Raw genomic sequence first — 24,665 nt, 5'->3', positions numbered from 1 at the left:
CATTTCCGGAGCGGCCAACCAAGCGGCCGGCGGCTCCGAATACCTCATGTGCAGCAGAAAACTCTCACCCAGCGTTCGATAGCCGTCATCGGCAGCGGCGTCGCCGGACTGACCGCCGCCTACCTGCTGTCCGGACGTGACCGGGTCACCCTCTACGAGGCGGACACCCGACTCGGCGGACACGCCCATACCCACTGTCTGGACGCCGGCGACGGCACGTTCGTGGGCGTCGATTCGGCGTTTCTGGTCCATAGCGACCGGACCTACCCGACGCTGTGCCGATTGTTCGCCGAGCTCGGCGTGGCCACCCAAGAGTCAGAGATGTCGATGTCGGTGCGCGCCGACGACATCGGGCTCGAATATGCCGGAGCGCTGGGACCGCGCGGCCTGTTTGCCTGCTCGGCGGCATTGCGGCCGCGCTACCTGATGATGCTGGCCGAGATCCTGCGCTTCCACCGGGCCGCCTCCAGATTGCTGCGCGAGGACACCGCCGGCAGCGCTGGGGACGATCTGGAGACGCTGGAGGCGTTTCTCAAGCGGCACCGCTTCTCGTCGTTCTTCGTCGACTACTTCATCACGCCGTTGGTGGCCGCCGTGTGGTCGTGTGCCGCTGGCGATGCGTTGCGCTACCCGGCCCGGTATCTGTTCGTCTTTCTCGAGCATCACGGCATGTTGTCGGTGTTCGGGTCACCGACGTGGCGCACTGTCACCGGCGGCAGCGTCAACTATGTGCGTGCCATCGCCTCGAGTCTGGACGAGGTTCGCACCGGCGCCGCGGTGCATTCGCTGCGCCGGACGGCCGACGGGGTCGTGATACGGGCCGGTGGCGACGCGCCCCGCTGTTTCGATGCCGCTGTCGTCGCCGTGCACCCCAATCAAGCCCTGCTGTTGCTCGATGATCCGACGACCGGGGAGCGCAACGTCTTGGGGGCAATCCCCTACTCGACCAATCGCGCCCTGCTGCACACCGACGAATCGGTGCTGCCACGGCACCACCGGGCCCGGGCATCGTGGAACTACCTGGTGGCCCCCGGACAGGACCATGTGGTGGTCAGCTACGACGTCAGCAGGTTGATGCGCATTGGCGGCAACCGCCGTTTCGTGGTCACCCTCGGTGGCCACGACCGGGTGGATACCCGATCGGTGATCGCCGAGATGACCTATAGCCATCCCCTCTACACGCCGGAATCGGTTGCCGCCCAGCGTGTTTTGCCGACGCTCGACGACGATCGGGTGGTGTTCGCCGGGGCCTACCACGGCTGGGGATTCCACGAGGACGGCGCCGCATCGGGACTACGCGCGGCGCGGCGGCTCGGAGCCGACTGGCCGGCCCGAACCCGACCGGAGGCGATGTTGTCATGCTGACTCAAACCCGGGTAATGGCACCGGCGATCTACCGCACCACCATCACCCATGCGCGGCGGGTCCCGGTGCACCACTCGTTCGGATACCGCAGCTACAGCTGGTATGTCGACGTTGACGACTTACCCCGGCTGCCGTGGTGGCTACGGCCGATGGCCCGGTTCCACGCCGATGACCACTTCATCTCCCCGCCGCAGGGATCCCTTCGGGACCGCCTGGAGGCTTTCTTCGCCGAACAGGGCGCCGAAATCCCTGACGGCCGCGTGACCGCGCTGTTGCAGGCGCGCGTATTCGGCTACGTCTTCAATCCGTTGAGCGTCTTTTGGTGCCACGACCGCGACGGCAGGCTGCGCCACGTGGTGGCAGAGGTGCACAACACCTACGGGGGACGCCATGCCTACCTGCTACCGCCGGCCGAGCTGCCGGTGGCCGCCGTCAAGAATTTCTACGTCTCACCGTTCAACCAGGTCGACGGGTACTACCTGATACAAGCGCCACGGCCCGAAGCCGAGGTGGACGTCACGGTTTCGCTGCACCGCGAGAACCGGCAGAGCTTCACCGCCAACCTGCACGGGAAACGACTACCAGCGACAACCAAGCAAGTCGCGATCATGCAAATCATTGCGCCGTTGGCCCCGTTGGTGGTGGCCGCCCGCATCCGGATACAGGGGATCAAATTGTGGTTGCGTCGAGTTCCGGTGGTACCGCGATGAGTGTCGACACCGTCCGCGAGCCCCTCCAAGAACGCTCCGAAGTCATCGATTCGCGGCGCTGGCCGGCGGTGGCAAAGCCGCCGTCGGGCCCGCTTTCCGCGGTGGCTGCCGCAATCGCGCACCGGCTGCTGCGCCGCGCGGTTGCCCGCCTGCCACTACGACTGGTCTACCCGGACGGCACCTCGATCGGTGCCGCCGATGGGCCCACCATCGTGGTGCACCAGCCGGCCGCGCTGGCCCGGCGGATCGGGCGAAACGGCCTGATCGGCTTCGGCGAAGCCTACATGGCCGCGGAGTGGTCATCAAACGATCTCGCCGCGGCGCTGACGGTGTTCGCCGAGTCGGTGGCCGAGCTGATACCACCCTCCCTCCAGTGGCTGCGACCCATTGCACCGGCTTTTCGGCCGCGCTGGCGAGACCCCAGCCGCGATGAGGCCCGGCGCAACATCGCCGAACACTACGACCTGTCGAATGAGCTGTTCGCGCAGTTCCTCGACGACACCATGACGTATTCGTCGGCGCTCTTCGACCAGCTACCCGCCGCCTGGCCGGATCTGGCTGCGGCCCAACGGCGCAAGATCGATCGGTTACTCGATATGGCCGAGGTTCGCGACGGTAGCCGGGTGCTCGAGATCGGCACCGGCTGGGGCGAGCTGTGCATCCGGGCGGCGTCGCGGGGCGCGCAGGTCCGATCGATAACCCTCTCGGTCGAACAGCAGCGGCTGGCGCGCAGGCGGGTCGCCGAGGCGGGCCTATCCCATCTGGTCCAGATCGACCTGTGCGACTACCGCGATGTCGGCAGCGAGGGCGCAGCCTATGACAGCGTGCTCTCCGTCGAGATGATCGAGGCGATCGGATACCACTCGTGGACAAAGTATTTCGCCGCGCTGCAGCGGCTGGTACGGCCGGGCGGGAAGGTGGCGATCCAGGCGATCACCATGCCCCATGACCGGATGCTGGCCAGCCGCAATACCTTGACCTGGGTGCAGAAGTACATCTTTCCGGGCGGACTGCTGCCGTCCACCCAGGCGATCGCAGACATCACCGAGCGCCACACCGCCTTGCGCCCCATCGACACGGCCTCACTGCGACCGCACTACGCGCAGACCTTGCGGCTGTGGCGGGAACGGTTTCTGCAGCGCCAGGGTGAGCTGGCACAGTTGGGCTTCGACGACGTGTTCAAACGGATGTGGGAGCTGTACTTGGCCTACTCGGAGGCCGGATTCCGGTCGGGTTACCTCGACGTCTACCAGTGGACGTTCGAACGTGAGGATGGCCGGTGATCGGAGACGGAATTCTGCTGATCTCCGGCGCATCGGCCGCCGCGCTGATCGTCGTGCATTCGGTGACATTTGCGATCGGCCACCGCATCGGCCGCTACAACGTCGTCGACGTGGCCTGGGGTCTGGGGTTCGTCGCCGTTGCCGCCGTTTCGGCGGTACTGGGCAGCGGCGACCCGACCCGCCGGTGGCTACTGCTGGCGCTGGTGGCTATCTGGGGTTTGCGGCTGAGCTGGCACATCCACCGCAAGACGGTCGGCAAGGGAGAAGATCCGCGCTACACGGATCTGCTCCGCGGCGCCACGCTGGGGCAGGTGGTGCGCAAAGTGTTCGTGCTGCAAGCATTCTTGACGCTGTTCATCTCCTTCCCGTTGCAGCTGTCTGCCGTCACCGGGCCGACGCCGAAGCCGCTGCTGGCCGTCGGGGCGCTGGGCGTAGCGGTGTGGCTGCTCGGCGTCGTCTTCGAGGCCCTGGGCGACCACCAGTTGCGGGCGTTCAAGGCCGACCCCGCCAACCGGGGCGCCATCATGGATCGCGGCCTGTGGGCCTGGACGCGCCACCCCAACTACTTCGGCGACGCCTGCGTCTGGTGGGGATTGTGGCTGGTCACCATCACCGGCTGGGTCCCGCTGATCACCGTGGGCTCACCGCTGCTGATGACGTACTTCCTGGTCGACGTCAGCGGCGCGCGACTGACCGAGAAGTACATGAAGGATCGTCCCGGATTCGGCGAATATCAACGGCGGACGGCGTATTTCGTGCCCCGGCCGCCTCGATCGGCGCGTCATCAATGACCGGCCCGGCGATCTTGGCGCCAACTGGCGATAGGCTACCGATCGATGACCGGACCGCCGGGGCGCAGCGACGACCTCAACGCCCTATTGCGCCAGATCGCACGGGGCGAGCGCGACGCGTTCGCCATGTTCTACGACCACACCTGTACGCGGGTGTATGGACTGGTGGCACGGGTGTTGCGTGATGCCGGCTACAGCGAGGAAACCACCCAGGAGATCTATCTCGAGGTGTGGCGGACGGCATCGGATTACGACGCCACCAAGGGCTCTCCCCTGGCCTGGTTGCTGACCATGGCGCATCGGCGCGCGGTGGACCGGGTGCGCGCCGAGCAGGCCGGCAGCCAGCGGGAGTCGCGCTATGGCGCGGCCAATGTCGATCTGGCCAGTGACGTGGTCGCCGATTCGGCGATCGCCGGTGATGAACGTCGCCGGGTGGTGGAGTGCCTGGATGGGCTGACCGATACCCAGCGGCAGTGCATCGAGCTGGCCTACTACGGCGGGCTGACCTATGCCGAAGTGTCGCAGCGGTTGGCCACCAATCTTTCGACGATCAAATCACGCATGCGCGACGCGCTGCGCGGTCTGCGCAACTGCCTGGATGCGTCATGACCGAGCCGACCGACTTCCAACTGCTCGAGCTGGCGACACCGTATGCCCTGCATGCGGTCTCCGACGAGGAGAGACTCGACATCGAACGCCGGCTTAGCGCAGCACCGGCGCCGGTGGCCGCCGCATTCGACGAAGAAGTTCGGTCGGTGCGCGAAACGATGTCGGTGGTATCGGCCGCCACGGCCGCGCAGCCACCAGCAGAGCTGCGCCAGGCGCTGCTCGCAGCCGCGGAGCCCGCTCAGAGCCGCCGTCAACCACGTTGGCGCACTGCAGTTTTCGCTTCCGCCGCGGCGATCGCGGTGGGGCTGGGCGCGTTCGGCCTGGGCGTCCTGACCCGACCGTCGGCATCGCCGACGGTCGCCGAGCAGGTGCTGGCCGCGCCGGATGTGCAGACGGTCTCCGGCCGGCTCGGCGGCGGAACGGCCACCGTGATGTTCTCCCGCGATCGCAACGCGGGTGTGTTGGTGATGAACAATGTGCCGCCGCCGTCTCCGGGCACCGTCTATCAGATGTGGCTGGTCGACGCCAAGGGGCCGACATCGGCGGGAACCATGGGCCCCACGGCGGTCACGCCGTCGACAAAAGCGACGCTGACCGATCTCGGCGACTCGACGACGCTGGCGTTCACCGTCGAGCCCGGCACGGGTTCGACCAAGCCGACCGGCACGGTGCTGGCCGAGCTGCCGCTACGCTGACCCGTCCGGCGCTAGTTCCACAGGCTCTTGATCATCGCGGCCACGGCACCACCACCACCAGCGCGACGCCGGCAAGCAGCGTCAAATTCAGCCATAGATGCAGGCTGCCCTCCGCGGTATTGACCATGACATCGGCGATGCGGCGGATGTCACCCGTGGTGCGGTTGAGCGCTTCGTTGACGTATCGGCCGCCGACTTCGATGCCCGCCCAGCCGGCAGCGCCGACCATTAGCGCCGAGACACCCAGACTGCTCAGCGCCTTGCCGCGGCGGCGGGCGGTGATCAGCGTCAGCAGCCCGCAGACCACCGCGAGGGCCGCCGCCCCGATGCTGACCCAGGGACCCCAGACCGCGACTCGGCGCAATTGGCCTTGATGCAGGGGCTGGGGAGTCGACACCGTCAACGGAACTCGCAAGGTGTCGGGCACCGTCACGTGATAGCTGCTCAAGACCTGCTGGATGGAACTGTCGTTGAGCATCGGCGCCAGGTCGACCACCCAGCGCTCGCCGTCGGCCGCGGACTGCGCTTCGCTGAACAGCCAGTCGTGTGCCACCCGATTCGCCTGAGCGAACAACGGCGGAAATGCTGCGCTGGTGGTAAACGACATGGCCGCCTCCTGCACCGCCGACCCGTCGATCGCGTCGTGCTGGCCGCCGCGCTTGGCGATGAGCGCCATGGCACGGGTGCTGAGTTCAGCGGCCATCGCCGACTGCAGCACCGGATCATCGGCGGCCCGGCCGGCCAGCGCGGTGTAGCCGTCACGATCGATGATGTGTGTCTGCGCCCACGCGGCCGGGACCGCCACCGCCAGCGCGACCGTGGTGGCCAGCCATAAGACCACCGTCGCAAGCAATCGCACGCCTAGAACCTACTGGGCGATCCCGCGCAGGTAGGCAGCCTGTCCCAGGTGTTGGGCGCAGTCGTCGACCACGCTGATCAATCGGACGCTCGCGGTGACCGGCGGATCCCAATGGGTGTCCACCACGCGGGACAGTTCCTCGGCGGTCACACCCGCGACGTACTGCAGCGTCAGGGCGTGCACCGCGTGGTAGTAGCCGGCCAGCAGCTCGGCCGGCGCACGCACTTTAGCCACATCCTGCGCGCCGTGCCCGTAGCCGGTGTCGCCGCGGGGCAGGTCCAGCCCGAACCGGTCCACCCAGCCATCACGAGTCCACGCCTGTTCGACCCCGGCGATGTCGGCCACCTGGACGTCCTGGACCCGCGCACTGTGCCAGATCAGCCAGGCGATGCTGTTGGCGGCCGGTGTTGGCCGGTAGTTGGCCACTTGCTCGGTCAGACCGTCGGTGAGTTCATCGACGTGTTCGATCACTCGGGTGAACGCGTCGCGCAGCAGCTCGCGGGCCGCGGCATCGGAGGTAGCCATACGGCCGACTCTACGAGCGCCATCGGACCTGGCACCACCGACCGCCGCGGTCGTAAATTGATTAGATGAGCTACGACCTCCTCATCCGTAACGGAACCATCGTTGACGGGCTGGGGGGTGAGCCGTACGTCGGCGACGTCGCGGTACGCGACGGCATCATCGTGGCCGTCGGGCCACCCGACGACTCGGTCAACGGCGACGCCGCCGGGCGGGTGATCGACGCCAGCGGCCTGCTGGTCACCCCGGGGTTCGTCGACCTGCACACCCACTACGACGGTCAGTCAATCTGGTCAGACCGACTGACACCATCATCGGCGCACGGCGTGACGACCGTGCTGATGGGCAATTGCGGGGTGGGTTTTGCGCCGTGCCGCCAGCAGGACCACGACGTGCTCGTCGACGTGATGGCCGGTGTCGAGGACATCCCCGGCGTTGTCATGACCGATGGCCTGCCCTGGACCTGGGAGACGTTCCCCGAATTCATGGACGCGTTGGAGGCGGGAGCACGCGACATCGATGTGGCCGCCTTTCTGCCGCACTCCCCGCTGCGGGTCTATGTCATGGGTCAGCGCGGCGCCGACCGCGAGCCGGCCACCCCCGAAGACCTGGCCACCATGCGGGCACTGGCCAAACAGGCCATCGAGATCGGTGCGCTGGGGTTCGCGTCGTCGCGGCTGACCATCCACAAAACCGAGAGCGGATCGCCGATTCCGAGCTACGACGCCGCCCGTGCGGAGATCGAAGAGATCGCCAAGGGCGTCGTCGACGGCGGCGGTGGCCTGTTGCAGTTTGTGCCCGACATCCCAGCCGGCGGCTACCAGCCGGTGTTGCAGACCGTGTTCGATGTCGCCGAGGAGGTCGGGCTGCCAGTCACGTTCTCGTTGGTGGTCGGCAACGTCGGCGAACCCAGCTGGCCCGATGCCATCACAATGGTCGAGAACGCGAACAAGAACGCGGGCGAGGGAACCCGCTTCACCGCGCAGCTACTGCCCCGTCCGATCGGGCTGATCATCGGACTGCAGCTGTCGGCAAACCCATTTGTGCTCTATCCCAGCTACCGCGAGATCGCACATCTGCCGTTGGCCGAGCGTGTCGCCGAAATGCGCAAACCCGACGTCCGGGCCCGCATCCTGGCCGATAAGCCCGGCGTCGGGCATCCGATTCTGTATGTGGCGCAGGCCTGGGACTGGATCTTTCCGCTGACTGAGGACCCCAACTACGAGCCGGCGGCGGCCGACAGCATCGGGGCTCGGGCTCGCGCCCGCGGCGTCAGCCCGATGGAGGAGGCCTACGACCGGCTGCTCGACGACGACGGGCACGCCATGTTGCTGGTCGCGACCAGCAACATGGAGAACAACTCGCTGGACACTGTCGGCAAACTATTGCATCGCGAAGACGTGGTGCTCGGTCTCGGCGACGGGGGCGCCCACTACGGGATGATCTGCGACGCCAGCTACTCGACCTACTTTCTGACGCACTGGGCTCGCGATCGGGCATCCGGGCGATTCAGCGTGGCCGAAGCCGTCCGCGAACTCACATCCGTGCCGGCCCGGGTGGCCGGCCTGGGCGACCGCGGACGCATCGCGGTCGGCTACAAGGCCGACCTCAACGTCATCGACCACGCCGCACTCCGACTGCACAAGCCGGTCATCAGGTACGACCTGCCCGCGGGCGGGCGGCGCTTGGATCAGACCGCCGAGGGCTATGTTGCAACCGTGGTATCGGGTCAGGTGATCGCCGAGAACGGGGTGCCGACCGCTGCCCGGCCCGGCAAGCTGGTCCGCGGACGGCAGCCAGCCCCGGTCCCGGCGTGAGGGAACTTGGGGGTTCCTGTAAACCCCCTATGGATCGACATTTTTCCGATGCCGATACGGCCACGGTAGCGGCCGTCGCCAGGTAGTTTGGGCTGGTGACAAACCCGCATTTTGCGTGGTTGCCGCCAGAGATTAATTCGGCACTAATGTTCGCCGGTCCCGGAGCGGGGCCGCTTCTTGCCGCTGCCGCGGCTTGGGGCGGTTTGGCCGAGGAATTGGCGTCAGCGGTGTCGTCATTCAGCTCGGTCACCTCCGAGTTGACCAGTGGCTCATGGCTGGGCCCCTCGGCGGCAGCCATGATGGCTGTCGCCACCCAATACATGGCGTGGCTCGGTGCGGCTGCGGCACAGGCGGAGCAGGCGGCCGCACAGGCCGCTGTCACGGCAGGCGCGTTCGAATCGGCTCTGGCGGCGACGGTGCAGCCCGCGGTGGTCACGGCCAACCGCGGGCTGATGCAGGTGCTGGCGGCCACGAACTGGCTGGGTTTCAACACCCCCGCGATCATGGACATCGAGGCCGCCTACGAGCAGATGTGGGCGCTCGACGTGGCGGCCATGGCCGCCTACCACGCCGAAGCGTCGGCGGCCGCTTCGGCGCTGGCGCCCTGGAAGCAGGTGCTGCGCAACCTCGGTATCGACATCGGCAAGAACGGCCAGATCAACCTGGGCTTCGGCAACAGCGGCACCGGCAATGTCGGCAACAACAACGTCGGCAACAACAACTGGGGCAGCGGCAACACCGGAAGCAGCAACGTCGGCACCGGTAACACCGGAAGCAGCAACATCGGTAGCGGCAACACCGGTAACAGCAACGTCGGGTTGGGCAACCTGGGCAGCGGGAACGTCGGCTTCGGCAACACCGGCAACGGCGACTTCGGGTTCGGCCTGACCGGCGATCATCAGTTCGGCTTCGGCGGCTTCAACTCGGGTAGCGGCAACGTCGGAATCGGAAACTCGGGCACCGGCAACGTCGGCTTCTTCAATTCCGGCAACGGAAACATGGGTATCGGCAACTCAGGCTCCCTCAATTCGGGCCTGGGCAACTCCGGGAGCATGAGCACCGGTTTCGGCACCGCCAGCATGAGCAGCGGCATGTGGCAATCGATGCACGGCAGCGACATGGCAAGCTCTACCAGCTTGGCCAGCTCGGCCACCTACGCAACGGGCGGCACGGCCACCTTGAGCTCGGGGATCCTGAGTTCGGCGCTGGCACACACCGGCGGCCTGAATCCGGCGCTGGCCGGCGGATTGACCCCCACCGCAGCCACCCCGGCTGCCGCCGCTCCCGCGGCCGCGGCGCCGGTAGCGGCGGCGGCTGCCGACGCCGGCCCCGTCTCTGCGGGTGCAAACAGTGGCTCCACCGCGGGCGCGGGCCTACGCAGCCCGGCTGCCGGATACTCCGGCCTGTACAACTCGGCTAACAGCGATGCGGGTGCGCGAAGCGTCGCCACCCGTGAAGCGCCGGCAAACGCCGGTGCGGGCATCCCCAGGTCCAGCTTCTATCCGAACCGCGAGACGGCTGACAGCGAAGCCGACATCCAGCTGCCGCTGCGCACGGAGTAGTCACACCCCATCCGGCCGGCATCTATCCTCGATTGCATGGCTGCCAAGAAGGTGGACCTCAAGCGGTTGGCCGACGCCTTGACCGACTACCCGTTCGCCTACCTGATCACCGTTGACGACGACCACCACGTGCACACGGTGACCGTGGAACCGGTGCTGCGTGGCCTGCCCGACGGACCGGACGGACCGCGCGCGGTCATCGAGGTCGGGCTGATCGGCGGCCGCACCCGCGCCAACCTGACCAGCCATGGTGATGCCACGCTCCTGTGGCCGCCACCCGAGCCCGGCGGCTATTCGCTGATCGTTGATGGGCGCGCCGAGGTATCCGACGCCGGCACCGAAACGGCCCAGTGCGCTGTGCTGCCCACCAAGGCGTTGCTGCACCGCAACGCCGACTCTGCCGCCACAGCCAGCGGCTGCCTGCATGACTGCGTCGTGTTCTCCGAGCCTTCCTAGCGCGCCCGTACACACACGAAAAAGCCCGGCCCCCGAAGGGAACCGGGCTTTTTCGTGCTTGCGAACTTGCGCGCCTTGCGGACTTAGAAGTCCATGCCGCCCATGCCGCCGGTCGGGTCGCCCGCGGGAGCGGCCGCCTTCTCCGGCTTGTCGGCGACAACGGCCTCGGTCGTCAGGAACAGACCCGCGATGGACGCCGCGTTCTGCAGCGCCGAACGGGTCACCTTGACCGGGTCGGCAACGCCGGCCTTGAGCAGGTCCTCGTACACACCGGTGGCGGCGTTCAAGCCGGTACCGGCGGGCGAGTTACGGACCTTCTCGGCCACCACACCGGGCTCCAAGCCACCGTTGAAAGCGATCTGCTTCAGCGGAGCCTCGAGAGCCACCCGGACGATGTTGGCGCCGGTGGCCTCGTCACCGGACAGCTTCAGCTCGTCCAGCGACGGGACCGCGTGCAGCAGGGCGACGCCACCACCGGCGACGATGCCCTCCTCAACGGCAGCCTTGGCGTTACGGACCGCGTCCTCGATGCGGTGCTTGCGCTCCTTGAGCTCCACCTCGGTGGCAGCCCCGGCCTTGATCACCGCAACACCGCCGGCCAGCTTGGCCAGGCGCTCCTGCAGCTTCTCACGGTCGTAGTCGGAGTCGCTGTTCTCGATCTCGGCGCGGATCTGGGCCACCCGTCCAGCGATGGCGTCGGAGTCACCGGCGCCCTCGACGAGGGTGGTCTCGTCCTTGGTGATGACGACCTTGCGGGCCTTACCCAGCAGCGAGATGTCGGCGGTCTCGAGGGAGAGGCCAACCTCTTCGCTGATGACCTGACCACCGGTGAGGATGGCCATGTCCTGCAGCATCGCCTTGCGGCGGTCACCGAAGCCGGGGGCCTTGACCGCCACCGACTTGAAGGTGCCACGGATCTTGTTGACGACCAGGGTGGACAGCGCCTCGCCCTCGACGTCCTCAGCGATGATCAGCAGCGGCTTGCCGCCCTGAATGACCTTCTCCAGCAGCGGCAGCAGGTCCTTGACGGTGGACACCTTGGAGCTGACCAGCAGGATGTAGGGGTCCTCCAGGACCGCTTCCTGACGCTCGGCGTCGGTGACGAAGTAGCCCGAGATGTAGCCCTTGTCGAACCGCATCCCCTCGGTGAGCTCGAGCTGCAGGCCGAAGGTGTTGGACTCCTCGACGGTGATGACGCCCTCGTTGCCCACCTTGTCCATCGCCTCGGCGATCAGGTCGCCGATCGACTGGTCGCCGGCGGAGATGGCTGCGGTCGCCGCGATCTGCTCCTTGGTCTCGACCTCTTTGGCCGACTTGAGCAGGATCTCGGTGACCTTCTCGACTGCCTTCTCGATGCCGCGCTTCAGACCGAGCGGGTTGGCACCGGCCGCAACGTTGCGCAGGCCTTCCTTGACCAGCGCCTGGGCCAGCACGGTGGCCGTCGTCGTGCCGTCACCGGCCACGTCGTCGGTCTTCTTGGCAACTTCCTTGACCAGCTCAGCGCCGATCTTCTCGTACGGGTCCTCCAGCTCGATCTCCTTGGCGATGGACACACCATCGTTGGTGATCGTGGGGGCACCCCACTTCTTCTCCAGGACGACGTTGCGACCCTTGGGGCCCAACGTCACCTTTACCGCGTCGGCGAGGGCGTTCAGGCCCCGCTCGAGGCCGCGACGGGCCTCTTCGTCGTACGCAATTGTCTTGGCCATTGCGAAGTGATTCCTCCGGATTGGGAATGAAACGGGGGTCACCGGGTAATGGCAACCCCGTTACTTACGCTGGCCGGGCGCAGTGCCCGCGACGGACGACCGAAGCCAGGTCGCAGATCACGACCAGGCCCGTTCTCACCGTCCCGACCTAGCACTCGCGGGTCGCGAGTGCCAACGTCATTTTTAGCACTCGCCTATGTCGAGTGCAAGGACGCCCCCACCCGCCGACGATACGGCGCGCGCCGCGGCGGGCGGGCGCTCGGCCCGAACAACAGCCTGTCGCGTGAAGCGTTGGGCCACACTGGGGTGATGTCGCTCGTCATGCCTGCCTACCCGCCCTATCCGCCAGCGCGCTACACCGGCGAGAAGGGAGAGGTCAGTGCTCGGCTGAAACGTCGGGACGAACCTCCCAACCTGGAGTTGGGCGGCACCAAGTACCACTACCTGGCCACCCAGAAAACCACTGACGGCGATTTTGGGCTCTACCGCGTCGATATCGCACCGGCCGGAGGTGGGCCGGGTCCGCATTTCCACAAGACGATGTCGGAGTCCTTCTTCGTCCTGTCCGGGTCGATGCGCATGCACGACGGGCGAGACTGGGTCGACGCATCCGCCGGCGATTACCTCTATGTACCGCCCGGCGGAGTGCACGGCTTCCGCAACGAGTCCGACCAGCCGGCATCGATCCTGATCCTGTTCGCCCCCGGCGCCCCGCGCGAGGACTACTTCGAGGGGTTCCCGGGCCTGGCCGACATGACCGACGACCAACGCCGGGAGTTCTTCGTCGCGCACGACAACTTCTGGATCCAATAGTTCTGGCGGCCGGGCCGCCCGGGCCGGAAGTGAGTATGTTCTGGCCATGAGCGCTAAGGGGAAAGCCAAGAGTCATTGGTCGGCCTCCGACATCCCGGATCAAAGCGGCCGGGTGGTGGTGGTCACCGGCGCCAATACCGGGCTCGGCTACCACACCGCCGAGGCGCTGGCCGGCCGCGGCGCCCACGTCGTGCTGGCGGTACGCAACCCCGAGAAGGGCAACGCCGCCGTGGCACAGATCGTTGCGGCCAAGCCCCAGGCCGACGTCACGTTGCAGGCCCTGGACCTGAGCTCACTGGACTCGGTGCGCAGCGCCGCCGATGCACTGCGTTCGGCCTACCCACGCATCGACCTGCTGATCAACAACGCCGGCGTGATGTGGACACCGAAGCAGGTGACCAAGGACGGCTTCGAGATGCAGTTCGGCACCAACCACCTGGGCCACTTTGCGCTGACCGGGTTGTTGCTCGATCACCTGCTGCCGGTACCCGGCTCGCGGGTGATCACGGTCAGCAGCCTGGGCCACCGCATTCGGGCCGCGATCCACTTCGACGATCTGCAGTGGGAACGCAGCTACAACCGAGTCGCGGCATATGGACAGTCCAAGCTGGCCAACCTGCTGTTCACCTACGAGCTGCAGCGCAGGCTCGCGGCGGACTCCCAGGCCGCGACGATCGCCGTCGCGGCCCACCCCGGCGGCTCCAATACCGAACTGGCCCGAAACCTGCCACGGATGTTGGTTCCGCTAGCCAACATTCTCGGCCCGGCGCTGTTCCAGAGCGCGCAGATGGGTGCTCTGCCGACGCTGCGCGCCGCCACCGATCCCTCGGCGGCCGGCGGCCAGTACTACGGTCCGGACGGTTTCGCCGAGCAGCGCGGCCACCCGAAAATCGTCCAGTCCAGCGCTCAATCTCACGACGAGGACCTGCAACGTCGGCTTTGGACGGTCTCCGAGGAGCTCACCGGGGTCAGCTTCCCCGTCTAGCGGGCCGATAATGGCCGCATGCGGTCGGTCGAGGAGCATCAGCGGGTCGTCACCAACATGGTCCGGGCCCGTCCCGTCGCCAAGGTCCCATTGCAGCAAGCGCAGGGCCTGGTGCTCGCCGACGACGTGGTCGCCCCACTGCCGCTACCGGTGTTCGACAACTCCGCGATGGACGGCTACGCGGTGCGGGCCGAGGACACCGTGGGCGCGAGTGCGCAGCACCCGGTGGTGTTGCCAGTGGCCGAGGACATTCCGGCGGGGCGCGTCGACCAACTGAGGCTGCACCCGGGGACGGCGCACCGGATCATGACCGGGGCGCCGGTACCCGCCGGCGCGACGGCGATCGTGCCGGTGGAAGCCACCGACGGGGGCCTCGAGACGGTACAGATCGGCCAGCCCGCTGTCGCGGGCAAGCACATCCGGCGCGCGGGTGAAGATGTCGCCGCCGGTACCACCGTCCTGCAAGCCGGCCAGCTGGTGACACCGGCAGCGCTGGGCTTGGCCGCCGCGCTGGGGCTGGCCGAGCTCAGCGTGATCCCCCGCCAGCGCGTGCTGGTGGTCTCCACCGGCACGGAGCTGGTACCGCCGGGCACGCCACTGCAACCCGGACAGATCTACGAGTCCAACGCGGTCATGCTGACTGCCGCGGCCCGCGACGCCGGTGCGGTCGTGGTAGCCACCGACACCGCTGGGGACGACGTCGCGCAGTTCGTCGCGATTCTCGACCGACACGCGGGTGCCGCGGACCTGATCATCACCAGCGGGGGCGTCAGTGCCGGAGCCTATGAGGTTGTCAAAGACGCCTTCGGCCGCGAAGGCGATCAGGGCGTCGAGTTCGTCAAGGTGGCGATGCAACCGGGAATGCCCCAGGGCGTCGGCCTGGTGGCCGGCACGCCGATCGTGACCCTGCCCGGCAACCCGGTCAGCGCGCTGGTGTCCTTTGAGGTGTTCATCCGTCCCGCGCTGCGCCTGGCCATGGGTCTGCCGGATCCGCGGCGACCACAGCGGACCGCGGTGATGACCGAGACGGTCACCTCACCGCGCGGCAAGCGGCAGTTCCGGCGCGCGATCCTCGACATAGGCACCGGACAGGTCACCAGCTACGGGCCGCCGGCCTCGCACCACTTGCGCTGGCTGGCCTCGGCCAACGCCTTGCTGGAGATTCCGGAGGATGATGTGGAGGTGTCCGCCGGAACCCAGGTACAAGTCTGGGATTTGACCTAAACCGCGGCGACCGAGCCCGATATCGGTCCAACGCCCGACTGATCGCGCCCCGGATCCAGGCCGGGAGCCCGCGGATCGACTATCCCCCAGGGCTCCGGCGTTGTTGATTAGCAGGCTTGTGAGCTGGGTTGATGATCTTTGGTGCCGCGCTATTGGGGCCGGAGTGTAGGCACGGGCTATCTGGAGAACGATCGAGTTGGTTACTGTTCGTCGTTGGTCTGGAGTTGCCCGTGCCTACCGTTTCAGTATTGCCTGTGTCGTCGGTTCCAGAGGTGTTCGACCGCTGGAGTCCTGGTGAGCGCAGCGAGCTCATCGGATCGGAGTTTCTCGATGTGTTGGCCTCGGTGCCAGACCCGAGGGACCCACGCGGTCGGAGGTATTCGCTGATGGCTTTGTTGGCGATCGCGGTTCTGGCCACTGCCGCGGGGATGCGCGGCTATGCTGGTTTTGCCACATGGGCGGCCACCGCTCCCGATGATGTGTTGGCCCAATTAGGGGTCCGGTTCCGGCGGCCCAGTGAGAAGACCTTCCGCGCTGTTTTGTCTCGGCTAGACCCCGCCGACCTCAACGCCAGGATGGGCAGTTACTTCACTGCACACGTGGCCAGCAGCGACCCCAGTGGATTGGTGCCGATCGCGTTGGACGGCAAGATGCTGCGTGGTGCTTTACGCGCCAAAGCGACAGCCACGCATCTCGTGTCGGTGTTCGCCCACCGTGCCCGATTGGTGCTCGGTCAACTCGCTGTCGCCGAGAAAAGCAATGAAATTCCCTGCGTACGTGCCCTGCTCACGCTGCTGCCGGGTAGCTTGCGGTGGCTGGTCACCGTGGATGCGATGCATACCCAGGTCGTCACCGCGAAGTTGATCTGCGCCACCTTGAAGTTGCACTACCTGATGATCGTCAAGTCCAACCAAGCCAAAATACTTGCGCGTATCACCGCGCTGCCCTGGGCCGAGGTGCCCGCAGCCGCTACCGATGACTCCCGCGGCCACGGCCGTGTCGAGACCCGCACCTTGCAAATCATCACCGCTGTACGAGGAATCGGCTTCTCCTACGCAAAACAAATCATCCGGATCACTCGTGAACGCTTGATCACCGCCACCGACCAGCGCAGCGTGGAGGTGGTCTATGCCATCTGCAGCCTGCCGTTCGAGCACGCCCGCCCTACCGCGATCATGACCTGGATGCGTCAACACTGGGGAATCGAGAACAGCCTGCACTGGATACGCGACGTCACCTTCGACGAAGACCGTCAAAGGGCACATACCGGAAACGGCGCACAGGTCCTAGCAACGCTACGCAACACCGCGATCAATCTGCACCGCCTCAACGGCGCCGACAACATCGCCGAAGCCTGCCGGATCACCGCTTTGACCGCCAACCGCCGCCTAGACCTCCTCAATCCACAATTCCCCAGCTCACAAGCCTGCTAATCAACAACGCCGGAGCCCTGGACTATCCCCAGAAAATGAGATACCGAACGCAAAAATGAGACGATATTGTCTCGACAATTACATTTATGGATCTGGCATAAACCCGCCTCTGTAAAAAGGCTTTACGTTTAGCCTACTAAATATAACGTTTTGATAACTCTTGACAGATCTCCAGAGTGATCAAGAATGCGAAACAAATACGATCCGTTCGACTGCTGCTTAATCGCCAAAAGCCAGGGAAACGGACGGGATACGCATGTCTTATCTGATAGCGACACCAGATTTATTGAGCGCGGCGGCAACGGATTTGGCCGGCATTGACAACACCATCGGCCAGGCCAGCTATGCGGCGGCCGCCCCGACGACCGCGGTGATATCCGCCGCCGCCGATAAGATATCAATGCAGATCGCGGCGCTTTTCGGCGCGCACGGCCAATCTTTCCAGGCAGTCAGCTCCCAAGCGGCACTATTTCATGATCAATTCGTGCAGGCCTTGACCACCGGCGCGAGCTCATACGCGAGCGCCGAGGCGGCGTCGCAAAATCTGCTCAACTTGGTGAACGCCCCCACCCAGGCGCTGCTGAATCGCCCGTTGATCGGCAACGGAGCCAACGGGGCCGCGGGAACCGGCGCGAGCGGTGGCGACGGCGGAATACTGATCGGCAATGGCGGGGCCGGCGGATCGGGCGCGACCGGCCTCACCGGCGGGGCCGGCGGCAACGGCGGCGCCGCCGGGCTGCTGGCCGGCACGGCCGGCGCGGGAGGCTCGGGTGGCCTCGGAGCGGCCGGCGCCGGCGGAGCCGGCGGCCAAGGCGGAACCGGTGGGCTATTCAGCGCGGGCGGGGCCGGCGGCACCGGTGGGGTGGGCGCCAGCGGTGGCACCGGCGGTGCGGGCGGCCTCGGGCTGTTCGGCGCCGGCGGGGCCGGCGGGGCCGGCGGAATGGCCAACGCCACGGTCGGCGGGACCGGCGGGGCCGGCGGGGCCAGCCTGCTGTTCGGCAACGGTGGCGCGGGCGGGCTCGGCGGCGGCGGAGCGACTGCCGGGGGCGCGGGCGGGCAGGGCGGCGACGCCGGCACCTTCTACGGCGACGGCGGCGTCGGCGGGGCCGGCGGGGCCGGCGGCAACATCCCCGGCAGCAGCGGCGGGGCCGGTGGGGCCGGCGGCAACGCCGGCCTGTTCCACGGCGACGGCGGGGCCGGCGGCACCGGCGGAGTCGCGACCAGCGCCGGCGGTGCAGGTGGGGCCGGCGGCAACGCCGCCGACCTGGTCGGCACCGGCGGGGTCGGTGGGGCCGGCGGAACCAGCTTCGATGCCGGTGGAGCCGGCGGCATCGGCGGCAGCGCCGGCGCCCTGTTCGGCGCCGGTGGAGCCGGCGGGGCGGGCGGCTTCGGCCAAGTCAGCGGCGGCGCCGGCGGGGCCGGCGGGAACAGCGGCATGGTCTACGGCGACGGCGGGGCCGGCGGCATCGGCGGCGCTGCTGCCGGCGGCAAGGGCGGCGACGGCGGGGATGCCGCAACGCTCTTCGGCTCCGGCGGGACCGGCGGCAACGGCGCCGTGGGCACCGTCAGCGGTGTCGGCGGCGACGGCGGCAACGCCGCCGGCCTGTTCGGCGACGGCGGGACCGGCGGCAACGGCGGCCTGGCCACCGCGGGTGGGGCCGGCGGCGACGGTGGGGCCGGCGGCAAGGCAGCACTGATCGGCAGCGGCGGCAACGGCGGCGCGGGCGGATCCGGCACCGTGGACCCCGGCGGTAACGGGGGCCGAGGCGGTGACGCCCAGCTATTCGGAACCGGCGGCAACGGCGGCAATCCCGGCCTGGGCGTCCCAGCTGGGACAGCGGGCGAAGCCGGCGCTCCCGGGCTGGCCACGTCAAACCAGGCTCTTCTCGACTTAATCAACGCGCCCACCCAGGCGCTGCTGGATCGCCCGCTGATCGGCAACGGCGCCAACGGCGCCGCGGGAACCGGGGCCAACGGCGGCGACGGTGGGATCTTGTTCGGCAACGGTGGCGCCGGTGGTTCCGGCGCGGTCAACGGCCTGGGAACCGGCCAGGCCGGCGGCAACGGCGGGGCCGCGGGGCTGCTGTCGGGCGGCGCAGGGGTCGGTGGCACCGGCGGAATCGGGGCCGTTCTCGGTGGGGCCGGTGGCACGGGCGGCATGGCAGGTCTATTCGGCGCCGGCGGTGCCGGCGGTGAGGGCGGAGGCGGCCAGAGCGGCGGGGCCGGCGGCGCTGGAGGCGTTGGACTGTTCGGGGCCGGCGGCAATGGCGGCACCGGCGGGTTCAGCCTGGTGACTGGCGGGGCCGGCGGAGCCGGCGGCGACGGCGGTGCCGCCGGGGCGTTCTCCGGCAACGGCGGGGCCGGTGGCATCGCTCCCGCAGGCACCGAAGGCGGGGCCGGCGGAGCCGGCGGCAACGCCGGCGTGTTCTCCGGCACCGGTGGCGCCGGCGGGGCCGGCGGAGCCCGCCAGACTGTCGGTGGCGCCGGCGGCACCGGGGGCGGCGCCGCCACTCTCTTCGGTGCCGGCGGTGCCGGCGGAGCCGGCGCGATCGGCCTCGACACCGGCGGGGCCGGCGGAGCCGGCGGCTCGGCTGGCGCCCTCTCCGGTACCGGCGGGGCCGGCGGGGCCGGCGGCGGCGGAGGCGGCGGTGGTGTCGGCGGGGCCGGCGGCAACGCCGGCGTGGTCTATGGCGACGGCGGAGCCGGCGGCGCCGGAGGCGGCGGCACGGTCGCTGCCGGTACGGCCGGCGGATCCGGCGGCAACGCCGCCATGCTCTTCGGCAACGGCGGGTCCGGCGGGGCAGGCGGAAACGGCGCAGGTGGCGGCACCGGCGGGACCGGCGGCGACGGCGGCAGGGCTCGCGGGCTCCTTGGCGACGGCGGGACCGGCGGCGACGGCGGCAGGGCTCGCGGGCTCCTTGGCGACGGCGGGACCGGCGGCGACGGCGGCTTTGGCGGTATCACTTCCGGGGACGGCGGCAACGGCGGCACCGGCGCCCTGATCGGAGACGGCGGCAACGGCGGCGCGGGCGGGATCGGCCTCGGGGCTGCGCCGGGTGGTGACGGCGGCAAGGGCGGCGACGCCCAGTTGGTCGGCACGGGCGGCAATGGAGGCATTCTCGGTCTTGGTTTGCCACCGGGCACCGCCGGAACGGGAGGCACTGGCGGCACACTGATAGGCGAGAACGGGCACGACGGCGCATGACCTTGTTGACGGCGCCCCGGTGTGCTCAGGCACATCGGGGCGCCGTCCGTACACTGACCGCCACGGCGCTCCGTAAGATGGCCGCGTGGCACGACGTCCCCGCCGTTCCGACTCATCCTCCGCGGAACCGACTCTGAGCCCGCAGCATCTGCTGGCGTTGGTGCGATCCACCATCCCGCCGATACACCCGGCCGGGCGCCCCTTCATCGCTGCGGGCCTAGCCGTGGCCGGTGTCGGATACCGGCACCGCTGGGCGCGCCGGACGGGGCTGCTGGCCGCCGGCGCCTGCGCCGGCTTCTTCCGTCACCCGCCCCGGGTACCACCGAGCCGGGCCGGCGCCATCGTGGCACCCGCCGACGGCGTGATCTGCGTGATCGACACCGCGGCACCACCGGCCGAACTCATTATGGGCGACGCGCCGCTCCCCAGGGTCAGCATCTTCTTGTCGGTATTCGACGCCCACGTGCAGCGGGCCCCGGTCAGCGGCGAGGTCGTCGCCGTCCAGCACCGGCCCGGCCGCTTCGGGTCGGCCGACCTGCCCGCGGCGAGCGACGACAACGAACGCAACAGCGTGCGCATCCGCACCGCCAACGGTGCTGAAGTGGTCGCGGTACAGGTTGCCGGGCTGGTAGCGCGCCGCATCGTGTGCGACGCACACGTCGGAGACAAATTGGCGATCGGCGACACTTACGGTCTGATCCGTTTCGGCTCTCGCCTGGATACCTACCTGCCACCGGGCACCGAGCCGGTGGTCATAGTTGGCCAGCGCACGATTGCCGGCGAGACCATATTGGCTGACCTGCCATGACGACCAAGCCTCGGAGCAGGCGCGCGGTAAACCTGCAGATCTTGCCCAGCGCAATGACGGTGCTGTCCATCTGCGCCGGGCTGACCTCGATCAAATTCGCCCTCGAACACCAGCCGGTGCCCGCGATGGCGCTGATCGCGGCGGCGGCCATTCTGGACGGACTCGACGGCCGGGTGGCCCGCATTCTGGACGCCCAGTCGCGCATGGGCGCAGAAATCGACTCCCTGGCCGATGCGGTGAATTTCGGCGTGACGCCCGCGCTGGTGCTCTATGTCACGATGCTGTCGAAGTGGCAGGTCGGTTGGGTTGTGGTGCTGCTCTACGCGGTGTGCGTCGTGCTTCGGCTGGCGCGCTTCAACGCGCTGCTGGATGACGGCACCCAGCCCGCGTACGCACACGAATTCTTCGTCGGAATGCCCGCACCGGCGGGCGCGGTTTCCATGATCGGCCTGCTGGCCTTGAAGATGCAGTTCGGTGAGGGCTGGTGGACCTCGGTGTGGTTCCTGGCTTTCTGGATCACTGGCACATCGATGCTGATGGTCAGCGGGATCCCCATGAAGAAGATGCATGCCGTGGCGGTGCCGCCCAATCTGGCCGCGGTGCTGCTGGCGGTGCTGGCCATCATGGCGGCCGCCGCGGTGCTGGCTCCCTACATCTTGATCTGGGTGATCATCATCGCCTACGTGTGTCACATTCCGTTCGCGGTGCGCAGCAAGCGCTGGCTGGCCGAGCATCCCGAGGTGTGGGGCGACAAACCCAAGCAACGACGCGCCGCGCGGCGCGCGATTCGCAGAGCGCAGCCGCATCGCCGGTCGGTGGCGCGCCGTTCGGTGGCGCGGCTGGGGCTGCGCAAGCCGGGCGGGCGGTTGTGACCAGCCCCTATGGGGCTCCACAGCTGACGCTGACCGCCCGGCTGAACACGTCGGCGGTGGACTCACGTCGCGGCGTGGTGCGGTTGCACCCGAGCGCCATTGCCGCCCTCGGGATCCGGGAGTGGGATGCGGTTTCGTTGACCGGGTCCCGAACGACCGCGGCGGTGGCCGGCATGGCTGATGACCAGGTCCCGGTCGGCACCATATTGCTGGACGACGTGACCCTGTCCAACGCCGGACTACGCGAAGGCACTGCGGTGCTGGTCAACTCGGTCACCGTCTACGGTGCACGGACCGTGACGCTGAGCGGCTCGTCGCTGGCCACCCAATCGCTTTCGCCGATCACCTTGCGCCAGGCGCTGCTGGGCAAGGTGATGACCGTCGGCGACGCGGTGTCGCTGTTGCCCCGCGACCTGGGCCCGGGCACCTCGACTTCGGCCGCCAGCCAGGCCTTGGCGTCGGCGGTCGGCATCAGCTGGACATCGGAGCTGTTGACCGTCACCGGCGTCGATCCCGATGCGCCGGTCAGTGTGCAGCCGAACACGTTGGTCACCTGGGGCACCGGGGTGCCCCACACCGCGCAGTCATCCCAGGCCGAGCGGGTCAGCGTGGCGACCCCGGAGATCCAGGTCGAGGAGCTCAAGGGTGCCCAGCCGCAGGCGGCCAAGCTCACCGAATGGCTCAAGCTCGCCCTCGATGAACCTCATCTACTGCAGTCTTTGGGTGCGGGCACCAATCTGGGCGTGCTGGTGTCCGGTCCGGCTGGCGTCGGCAAGGTGACGCTGGTGCGCGCGGTGTGTGCCGGACGCCGGCTGGTCGAACTCGACGGTCCCGAGGTTGGTGCGCTGGCCCCGGAGAATCGGCTCAAGGCCGTGGCCGCCGCCGTCGCGACGGTTCGCGACGGCGGCGGGGTGCTGTTGATCACCGACGTGGAGGCGCTGCTGCCGGCCACCGCGGAACCGGTTGCCGCGCTGATCCTCGGCGAGCTGCGCACCGCGGTCGCCACCGATGGCGTGGTGCTGATCGCCACTACCGCCGCGCCCGACCAGCTCGACGCCCGGTTACGCGCGCCCGACCTGTGCGACCGGGAATTGGGGTTGCCGCTGCCCGACGCGGCCACCCGCAAGGCCCTGCTGGAAGCCCTGCTGCGGCACGTACCTACCGGCGACTTGGATATTGACGAAATAGCCAGCCGCACGCCGGGGTTCGTAGTTGCCGACCTGGCCGCGCTGCTGCGCGAGGCGGCGCTGCGGGCCGCTTCGCGAGCTAGTACCGATGGTCAGCCACCAGAGCTCAACCAGGAAGACCTGCTTGGCGCGCTGACCGTCATCCGCCCCCTGTCGCGCTCGGCGAGCTCGGAGGTCGCGGTGGGAAGCATCACCCTCGACGATGTCGGGGACATGGCCCAGGCCAAGCAGGCCCTGACCGAGGCGGTGCTGTGGCCCTTGCAGCATCCGGACACGTTCGCCCGGTTAGGGGTGGAGCCCCCGCGGGGGGTACTGCTCTACGGCCCTCCCGGGTGCGGCAAGACCTTCGTGGTCCGGGCATTGGCCAGCACCGGGCAGTTGAGCGTGCACGCGGTCAAGGGCTCCGAGCTGATGGACAAATGGGTTGGCTCCTCGGAGAAAGCCGTCCGTGAGCTTTTTCGTCGGGCCCGCGATTCGGCGCCGTCGTTGGTGTTTCTCGACGAGGTGGATGCCCTGGCGCCCCGACGCGGGCAAAGCTTCGATTCGGGTGTTGGGGATCGGGTGGTCGCCGCCCTGCTGACCGAGCTCGACGGCATCGAGCCGCTGCGTGACGTGGTGGTGCTGGGGGCGACCAACCGCCCCGATCTGATCGATCCGGCGCTGCTGCGCCCGGGCCGGCTGGAACGTCTGGTGTTCGTCGAGCCGCCCGATGCTGAGGCGCGCCTCGAGATCCTGCGCACCGCAGGCAAGTCCATCCCGCTCAGCGCCGACGTCGACCTGGATGAGGTGGCCGCGGGGCTCGACGGCTACAGCGCCGCCGACTGCGTGGCATTGCTGCGCGAGGCGGCGCTGACCGCGATGCGCCGTTCCATCGACGCGGCCGACGTCACCGCCGCGGACCTCGCCGCCGCGCGCCAGGCCGTCCGCCCGTCATTGGATCCGCTGCAGGTGGATGCGTTGCGCGCGTTCGGCGAAGAGCTCTGAGCCGGACTAGTCGGACAGCTGGAAATCGACCATCGCCTCGACCGAGTCCACCGCCTCGGCAAGTGCGGCCAGCCGATCAGCGGCCGACCGCGCCGACAACACCGCGTAGCCGTCGGCCGGGCCCATCGGAACCCGAGACGCCAACTCGTACAACAACGTTCCCGCGTCAGCGGCGATGTCGTCGGACTGGTAGTCGAACACCACATCGCGACCCGGCAACTCGATGCCACGGGCGGTGGCGATCCGTTCGAACAACGCCATCACCCGGTCTTCGGTGTCGCGAAACTGGGCCGCACTCACCGCTGCGCCCGGCTCATCTGGCCAGATCTGTACCGTCGCGCGCGGATAGGGGTCGTCCGGGAGCCAGTCACATACCCGAATCCGTTCCCCAGTGCGGCACAACAACTGATAACGACCCGCGCCCTCGTCGACGTATTCGGTGATCCTGGCCAGCGTCCCGACGTCGTATCGTGACTCACCGCCACCCACCTCGCGCCCACCGGCGATCAGGACCACACCGAACGGATCACCAGTATCGAGGCAGTGTCGCACCAGCGCGCTGTAGCGAGGCTCAAAGATGCGCAATGGCAGATCCTGGCCGGGCAGCATCGCCGCCTCCAGCGGAAACATCGGTGCTTCGAAGGGCTTCGGAACGGCCACCATGCCCCCTCAATCCGGGTCTGCCACACCTGCCAGACAACAGTCGCGGCCACGCCACGATCGCAGGGTTGTGCAGAAAGGCAGCGTATCGCGCAAGGCGGGGTGATCACCAAGCC

At 68.3% G+C, this 24,665-nt stretch carries 21 protein-coding genes; 17 read left to right on the top strand and 4 right to left on the bottom strand.

The window, feature by feature from the left end; translation table 11 throughout:
- The first annotated feature begins 48 nt into the window (after positions 1-48).
- From CKW46_RS06190 to CKW46_RS06165, 6 genes are read left to right on the top strand one after another with little or no spacing between them, the layout of a single operon-like run.
- Complete coding sequence (locus CKW46_RS06190) at positions 49-1,365, top strand: NAD(P)/FAD-dependent oxidoreductase (protein ID WP_482052960.1); 1,317 nt, start codon at positions 49-51, stop codon at positions 1,363-1,365.
- Entirely contained in the window at positions 1,359-2,075 is a 717-nt protein-coding gene (locus tag CKW46_RS06185; RefSeq protein ID WP_020788749.1) for a DUF1365 domain-containing protein, read from the top strand. Before CKW46_RS06190 ends, CKW46_RS06185 begins: the two co-directional genes overlap by 7 nt.
- Complete coding sequence (locus CKW46_RS06180; protein ID WP_482052959.1) at positions 2,072-3,358, top strand: class I SAM-dependent methyltransferase; 1,287 nt, start codon at positions 2,072-2,074, stop codon at positions 3,356-3,358. Before CKW46_RS06185 ends, CKW46_RS06180 begins: the two co-directional genes overlap by 4 nt.
- A gap of 17 nt (positions 3,359-3,375) precedes the next feature.
- Complete coding sequence (locus tag CKW46_RS06175) at positions 3,376-4,149, top strand: DUF1295 domain-containing protein (RefSeq protein ID WP_094361513.1); 774 nt, start codon at positions 3,376-3,378, stop codon at positions 4,147-4,149.
- A 45-nt stretch (positions 4,150-4,194) separates the two neighbouring features.
- Positions 4,195-4,758: a sigma-70 family RNA polymerase sigma factor gene (locus tag CKW46_RS06170; RefSeq protein WP_011739564.1), complete on the top strand. Its 564-nt coding sequence runs from the start codon at positions 4,195-4,197 to the stop codon at positions 4,756-4,758.
- Complete coding sequence (locus CKW46_RS06165) at positions 4,755-5,453, top strand: anti-sigma factor (protein WP_011739563.1); 699 nt, start codon at positions 4,755-4,757, stop codon at positions 5,451-5,453. The genes CKW46_RS06170 and CKW46_RS06165 overlap by 4 nt, the downstream gene beginning before the upstream one ends.
- A gap of 31 nt (positions 5,454-5,484) precedes the next feature.
- Here CKW46_RS06165 and CKW46_RS06160 read toward each other — a convergent pair whose 3' ends face one another.
- Both CKW46_RS06160 and CKW46_RS06155 read right to left on the bottom strand, forming a co-directional pair.
- Positions 5,485-6,312 carry a hypothetical protein gene (locus CKW46_RS06160; RefSeq protein ID WP_015354427.1) on the bottom strand — a complete coding sequence of 276 codons (828 nt, stop codon included), beginning with the start codon at positions 6,310-6,312 and terminating at the stop codon, positions 5,485-5,487.
- 9 nt (positions 6,313-6,321) lie between these two features.
- Positions 6,322-6,837 carry a mycothiol transferase gene (locus tag CKW46_RS06155; protein WP_012392711.1) on the bottom strand — a complete coding sequence of 172 codons (516 nt, stop codon included), beginning with the start codon at positions 6,835-6,837 and terminating at the stop codon, positions 6,322-6,324.
- 65 nt (positions 6,838-6,902) lie between these two features.
- Here CKW46_RS06155 and CKW46_RS06150 point away from each other — a divergent pair, with 65 nt between their 5' ends.
- The 3 genes from CKW46_RS06150 to CKW46_RS06140 all read left to right on the top strand — a co-directional run bounded on the left by CKW46_RS06150 (position 6,903) and on the right by CKW46_RS06140 (position 10,669).
- Positions 6,903-8,651 carry an N-acyl-D-amino-acid deacylase family protein gene (locus CKW46_RS06150; protein WP_240274307.1) on the top strand — a complete coding sequence of 583 codons (1,749 nt, stop codon included), beginning with the start codon at positions 6,903-6,905 and terminating at the stop codon, positions 8,649-8,651.
- Between the two features lie 95 nt (positions 8,652-8,746).
- Positions 8,747-10,213, top strand: a complete 1,467-nt coding sequence (locus tag CKW46_RS06145; RefSeq protein ID WP_012392709.1) for a capsule stability/integrity protein PPE10 — start codon at positions 8,747-8,749, stop codon at positions 10,211-10,213.
- A 36-nt stretch (positions 10,214-10,249) separates the two neighbouring features.
- Positions 10,250-10,669: a pyridoxamine 5'-phosphate oxidase family protein gene (locus tag CKW46_RS06140; protein WP_015354423.1), complete on the top strand. Its 420-nt coding sequence runs from the start codon at positions 10,250-10,252 to the stop codon at positions 10,667-10,669.
- A gap of 83 nt (positions 10,670-10,752) precedes the next feature.
- On the opposite strand, the gene groL is transcribed toward CKW46_RS06140, so the two are convergent.
- Positions 10,753-12,378 carry a chaperonin GroEL gene (gene groL / locus CKW46_RS06135; RefSeq protein ID WP_015354422.1) on the bottom strand — a complete coding sequence of 542 codons (1,626 nt, stop codon included), beginning with the start codon at positions 12,376-12,378 and terminating at the stop codon, positions 10,753-10,755.
- A gap of 309 nt (positions 12,379-12,687) precedes the next feature.
- Here groL and CKW46_RS06130 point away from each other — a divergent pair, with 309 nt between their 5' ends.
- The 8 genes from CKW46_RS06130 (at position 12,688) to CKW46_RS06095 (ending at position 23,889) form a co-directional block, all read left to right on the top strand.
- Positions 12,688-13,191, top strand: coding sequence for a cupin domain-containing protein (locus CKW46_RS06130; protein ID WP_117436416.1), 504 nt, complete (start codon positions 12,688-12,690; stop codon positions 13,189-13,191).
- A gap of 46 nt (positions 13,192-13,237) precedes the next feature.
- Positions 13,238-14,176 (top strand): SDR family NAD(P)-dependent oxidoreductase, encoded by a 939-nt coding sequence (locus CKW46_RS06125; protein WP_015354420.1) that lies wholly within the window; start codon positions 13,238-13,240, stop codon positions 14,174-14,176.
- An 18-nt stretch (positions 14,177-14,194) separates the two neighbouring features.
- Positions 14,195-15,400: a molybdopterin molybdotransferase MoeA gene (gene moeA, locus CKW46_RS06120; RefSeq protein WP_015354419.1), complete on the top strand. Its 1,206-nt coding sequence runs from the start codon at positions 14,195-14,197 to the stop codon at positions 15,398-15,400.
- 230 nt (positions 15,401-15,630) lie between these two features.
- Positions 15,631-16,833, top strand: coding sequence for an ISAs1-like element IS2404/ISMul1 family transposase (locus tag CKW46_RS06115; protein ID WP_482053374.1), 1,203 nt, complete (start codon positions 15,631-15,633; stop codon positions 16,831-16,833).
- Between the two features lie 256 nt (positions 16,834-17,089).
- Positions 17,090-20,038: a PE family protein gene (locus tag CKW46_RS06110; RefSeq protein ID WP_482052958.1), complete on the top strand. Its 2,949-nt coding sequence runs from the start codon at positions 17,090-17,092 to the stop codon at positions 20,036-20,038.
- 85 nt (positions 20,039-20,123) lie between these two features.
- Complete coding sequence (locus CKW46_RS06105; RefSeq protein ID WP_117436252.1) at positions 20,124-20,846, top strand: phosphatidylserine decarboxylase; 723 nt, start codon at positions 20,124-20,126, stop codon at positions 20,844-20,846.
- Positions 20,843-21,718, top strand: a complete 876-nt coding sequence (pssA, locus tag CKW46_RS06100; RefSeq protein ID WP_020728031.1) for a CDP-diacylglycerol--serine O-phosphatidyltransferase — start codon at positions 20,843-20,845, stop codon at positions 21,716-21,718. The genes CKW46_RS06105 and pssA overlap by 4 nt, the downstream gene beginning before the upstream one ends.
- A complete protein-coding gene (locus CKW46_RS06095; protein WP_117436253.1) occupies positions 21,715-23,889 on the top strand; it encodes an AAA family ATPase in 2,175 nt (724 codons plus the stop codon). Before pssA ends, CKW46_RS06095 begins: the two co-directional genes overlap by 4 nt.
- Before the next feature lie 6 nt (positions 23,890-23,895).
- On the opposite strand, the gene CKW46_RS06090 is transcribed toward CKW46_RS06095, so the two are convergent.
- Positions 23,896-24,552: an LON peptidase substrate-binding domain-containing protein gene (locus CKW46_RS06090; protein ID WP_015354414.1), complete on the bottom strand. Its 657-nt coding sequence runs from the start codon at positions 24,550-24,552 to the stop codon at positions 23,896-23,898.
- Between the last annotated feature and the right edge of the window lie 113 nt (positions 24,553-24,665).

Source organism: Mycobacterium liflandii (genome assembly GCF_022354805.1).
In the GTDB taxonomy this organism is placed as follows: domain Bacteria; phylum Actinomycetota; class Actinomycetes; order Mycobacteriales; family Mycobacteriaceae; genus Mycobacterium; species Mycobacterium marinum.
Note: the sequence above shows the minus strand (reverse complement) of the source record. Positions and strands in the feature narration are given on the sequence as shown.

Bases quoted from the DNA above. Each gene is read 5' to 3' on its own strand.
- groL (WP_015354422.1), bottom strand. From the start codon at position 12,378: ATGGCCAAGACAATTGCGTACGACGAAGAGGCCCGTCGCGGCCTCGAG.
- CKW46_RS06165 (WP_011739563.1), top strand. From the start codon at position 4,755: ATGACCGAGCCGACCGACTTCCAACTGCTCGAGCTGGCGACACCGTAT.
- pssA (WP_020728031.1), top strand. From the start codon at position 20,843: ATGACGACCAAGCCTCGGAGCAGGCGCGCGGTAAACCTGCAGATCTTG.
- CKW46_RS06150 (WP_240274307.1), top strand. From the start codon at position 6,903: ATGAGCTACGACCTCCTCATCCGTAACGGAACCATCGTTGACGGGCTG.
- CKW46_RS06140 (WP_015354423.1), top strand. From the start codon at position 10,250: ATGGCTGCCAAGAAGGTGGACCTCAAGCGGTTGGCCGACGCCTTGACC.
- CKW46_RS06185 (WP_020788749.1), top strand. From the start codon at position 1,359: ATGCTGACTCAAACCCGGGTAATGGCACCGGCGATCTACCGCACCACC.
- CKW46_RS06130 (WP_117436416.1), top strand. From the start codon at position 12,688: ATGTCGCTCGTCATGCCTGCCTACCCGCCCTATCCGCCAGCGCGCTAC.
- CKW46_RS06110 (WP_482052958.1), top strand. From the start codon at position 17,090: ATGTCTTATCTGATAGCGACACCAGATTTATTGAGCGCGGCGGCAACG.
- CKW46_RS06155 (WP_012392711.1), bottom strand. From the start codon at position 6,837: ATGGCTACCTCCGATGCCGCGGCCCGCGAGCTGCTGCGCGACGCGTTC.
- moeA (WP_015354419.1), top strand. From the start codon at position 14,195: ATGCGGTCGGTCGAGGAGCATCAGCGGGTCGTCACCAACATGGTCCGG.
- CKW46_RS06090 (WP_015354414.1), bottom strand. From the start codon at position 24,552: ATGGTGGCCGTTCCGAAGCCCTTCGAAGCACCGATGTTTCCGCTGGAG.
- CKW46_RS06180 (WP_482052959.1), top strand. From the start codon at position 2,072: ATGAGTGTCGACACCGTCCGCGAGCCCCTCCAAGAACGCTCCGAAGTC.
- CKW46_RS06170 (WP_011739564.1), top strand. From the start codon at position 4,195: ATGACCGGACCGCCGGGGCGCAGCGACGACCTCAACGCCCTATTGCGC.
- CKW46_RS06125 (WP_015354420.1), top strand. From the start codon at position 13,238: ATGAGCGCTAAGGGGAAAGCCAAGAGTCATTGGTCGGCCTCCGACATC.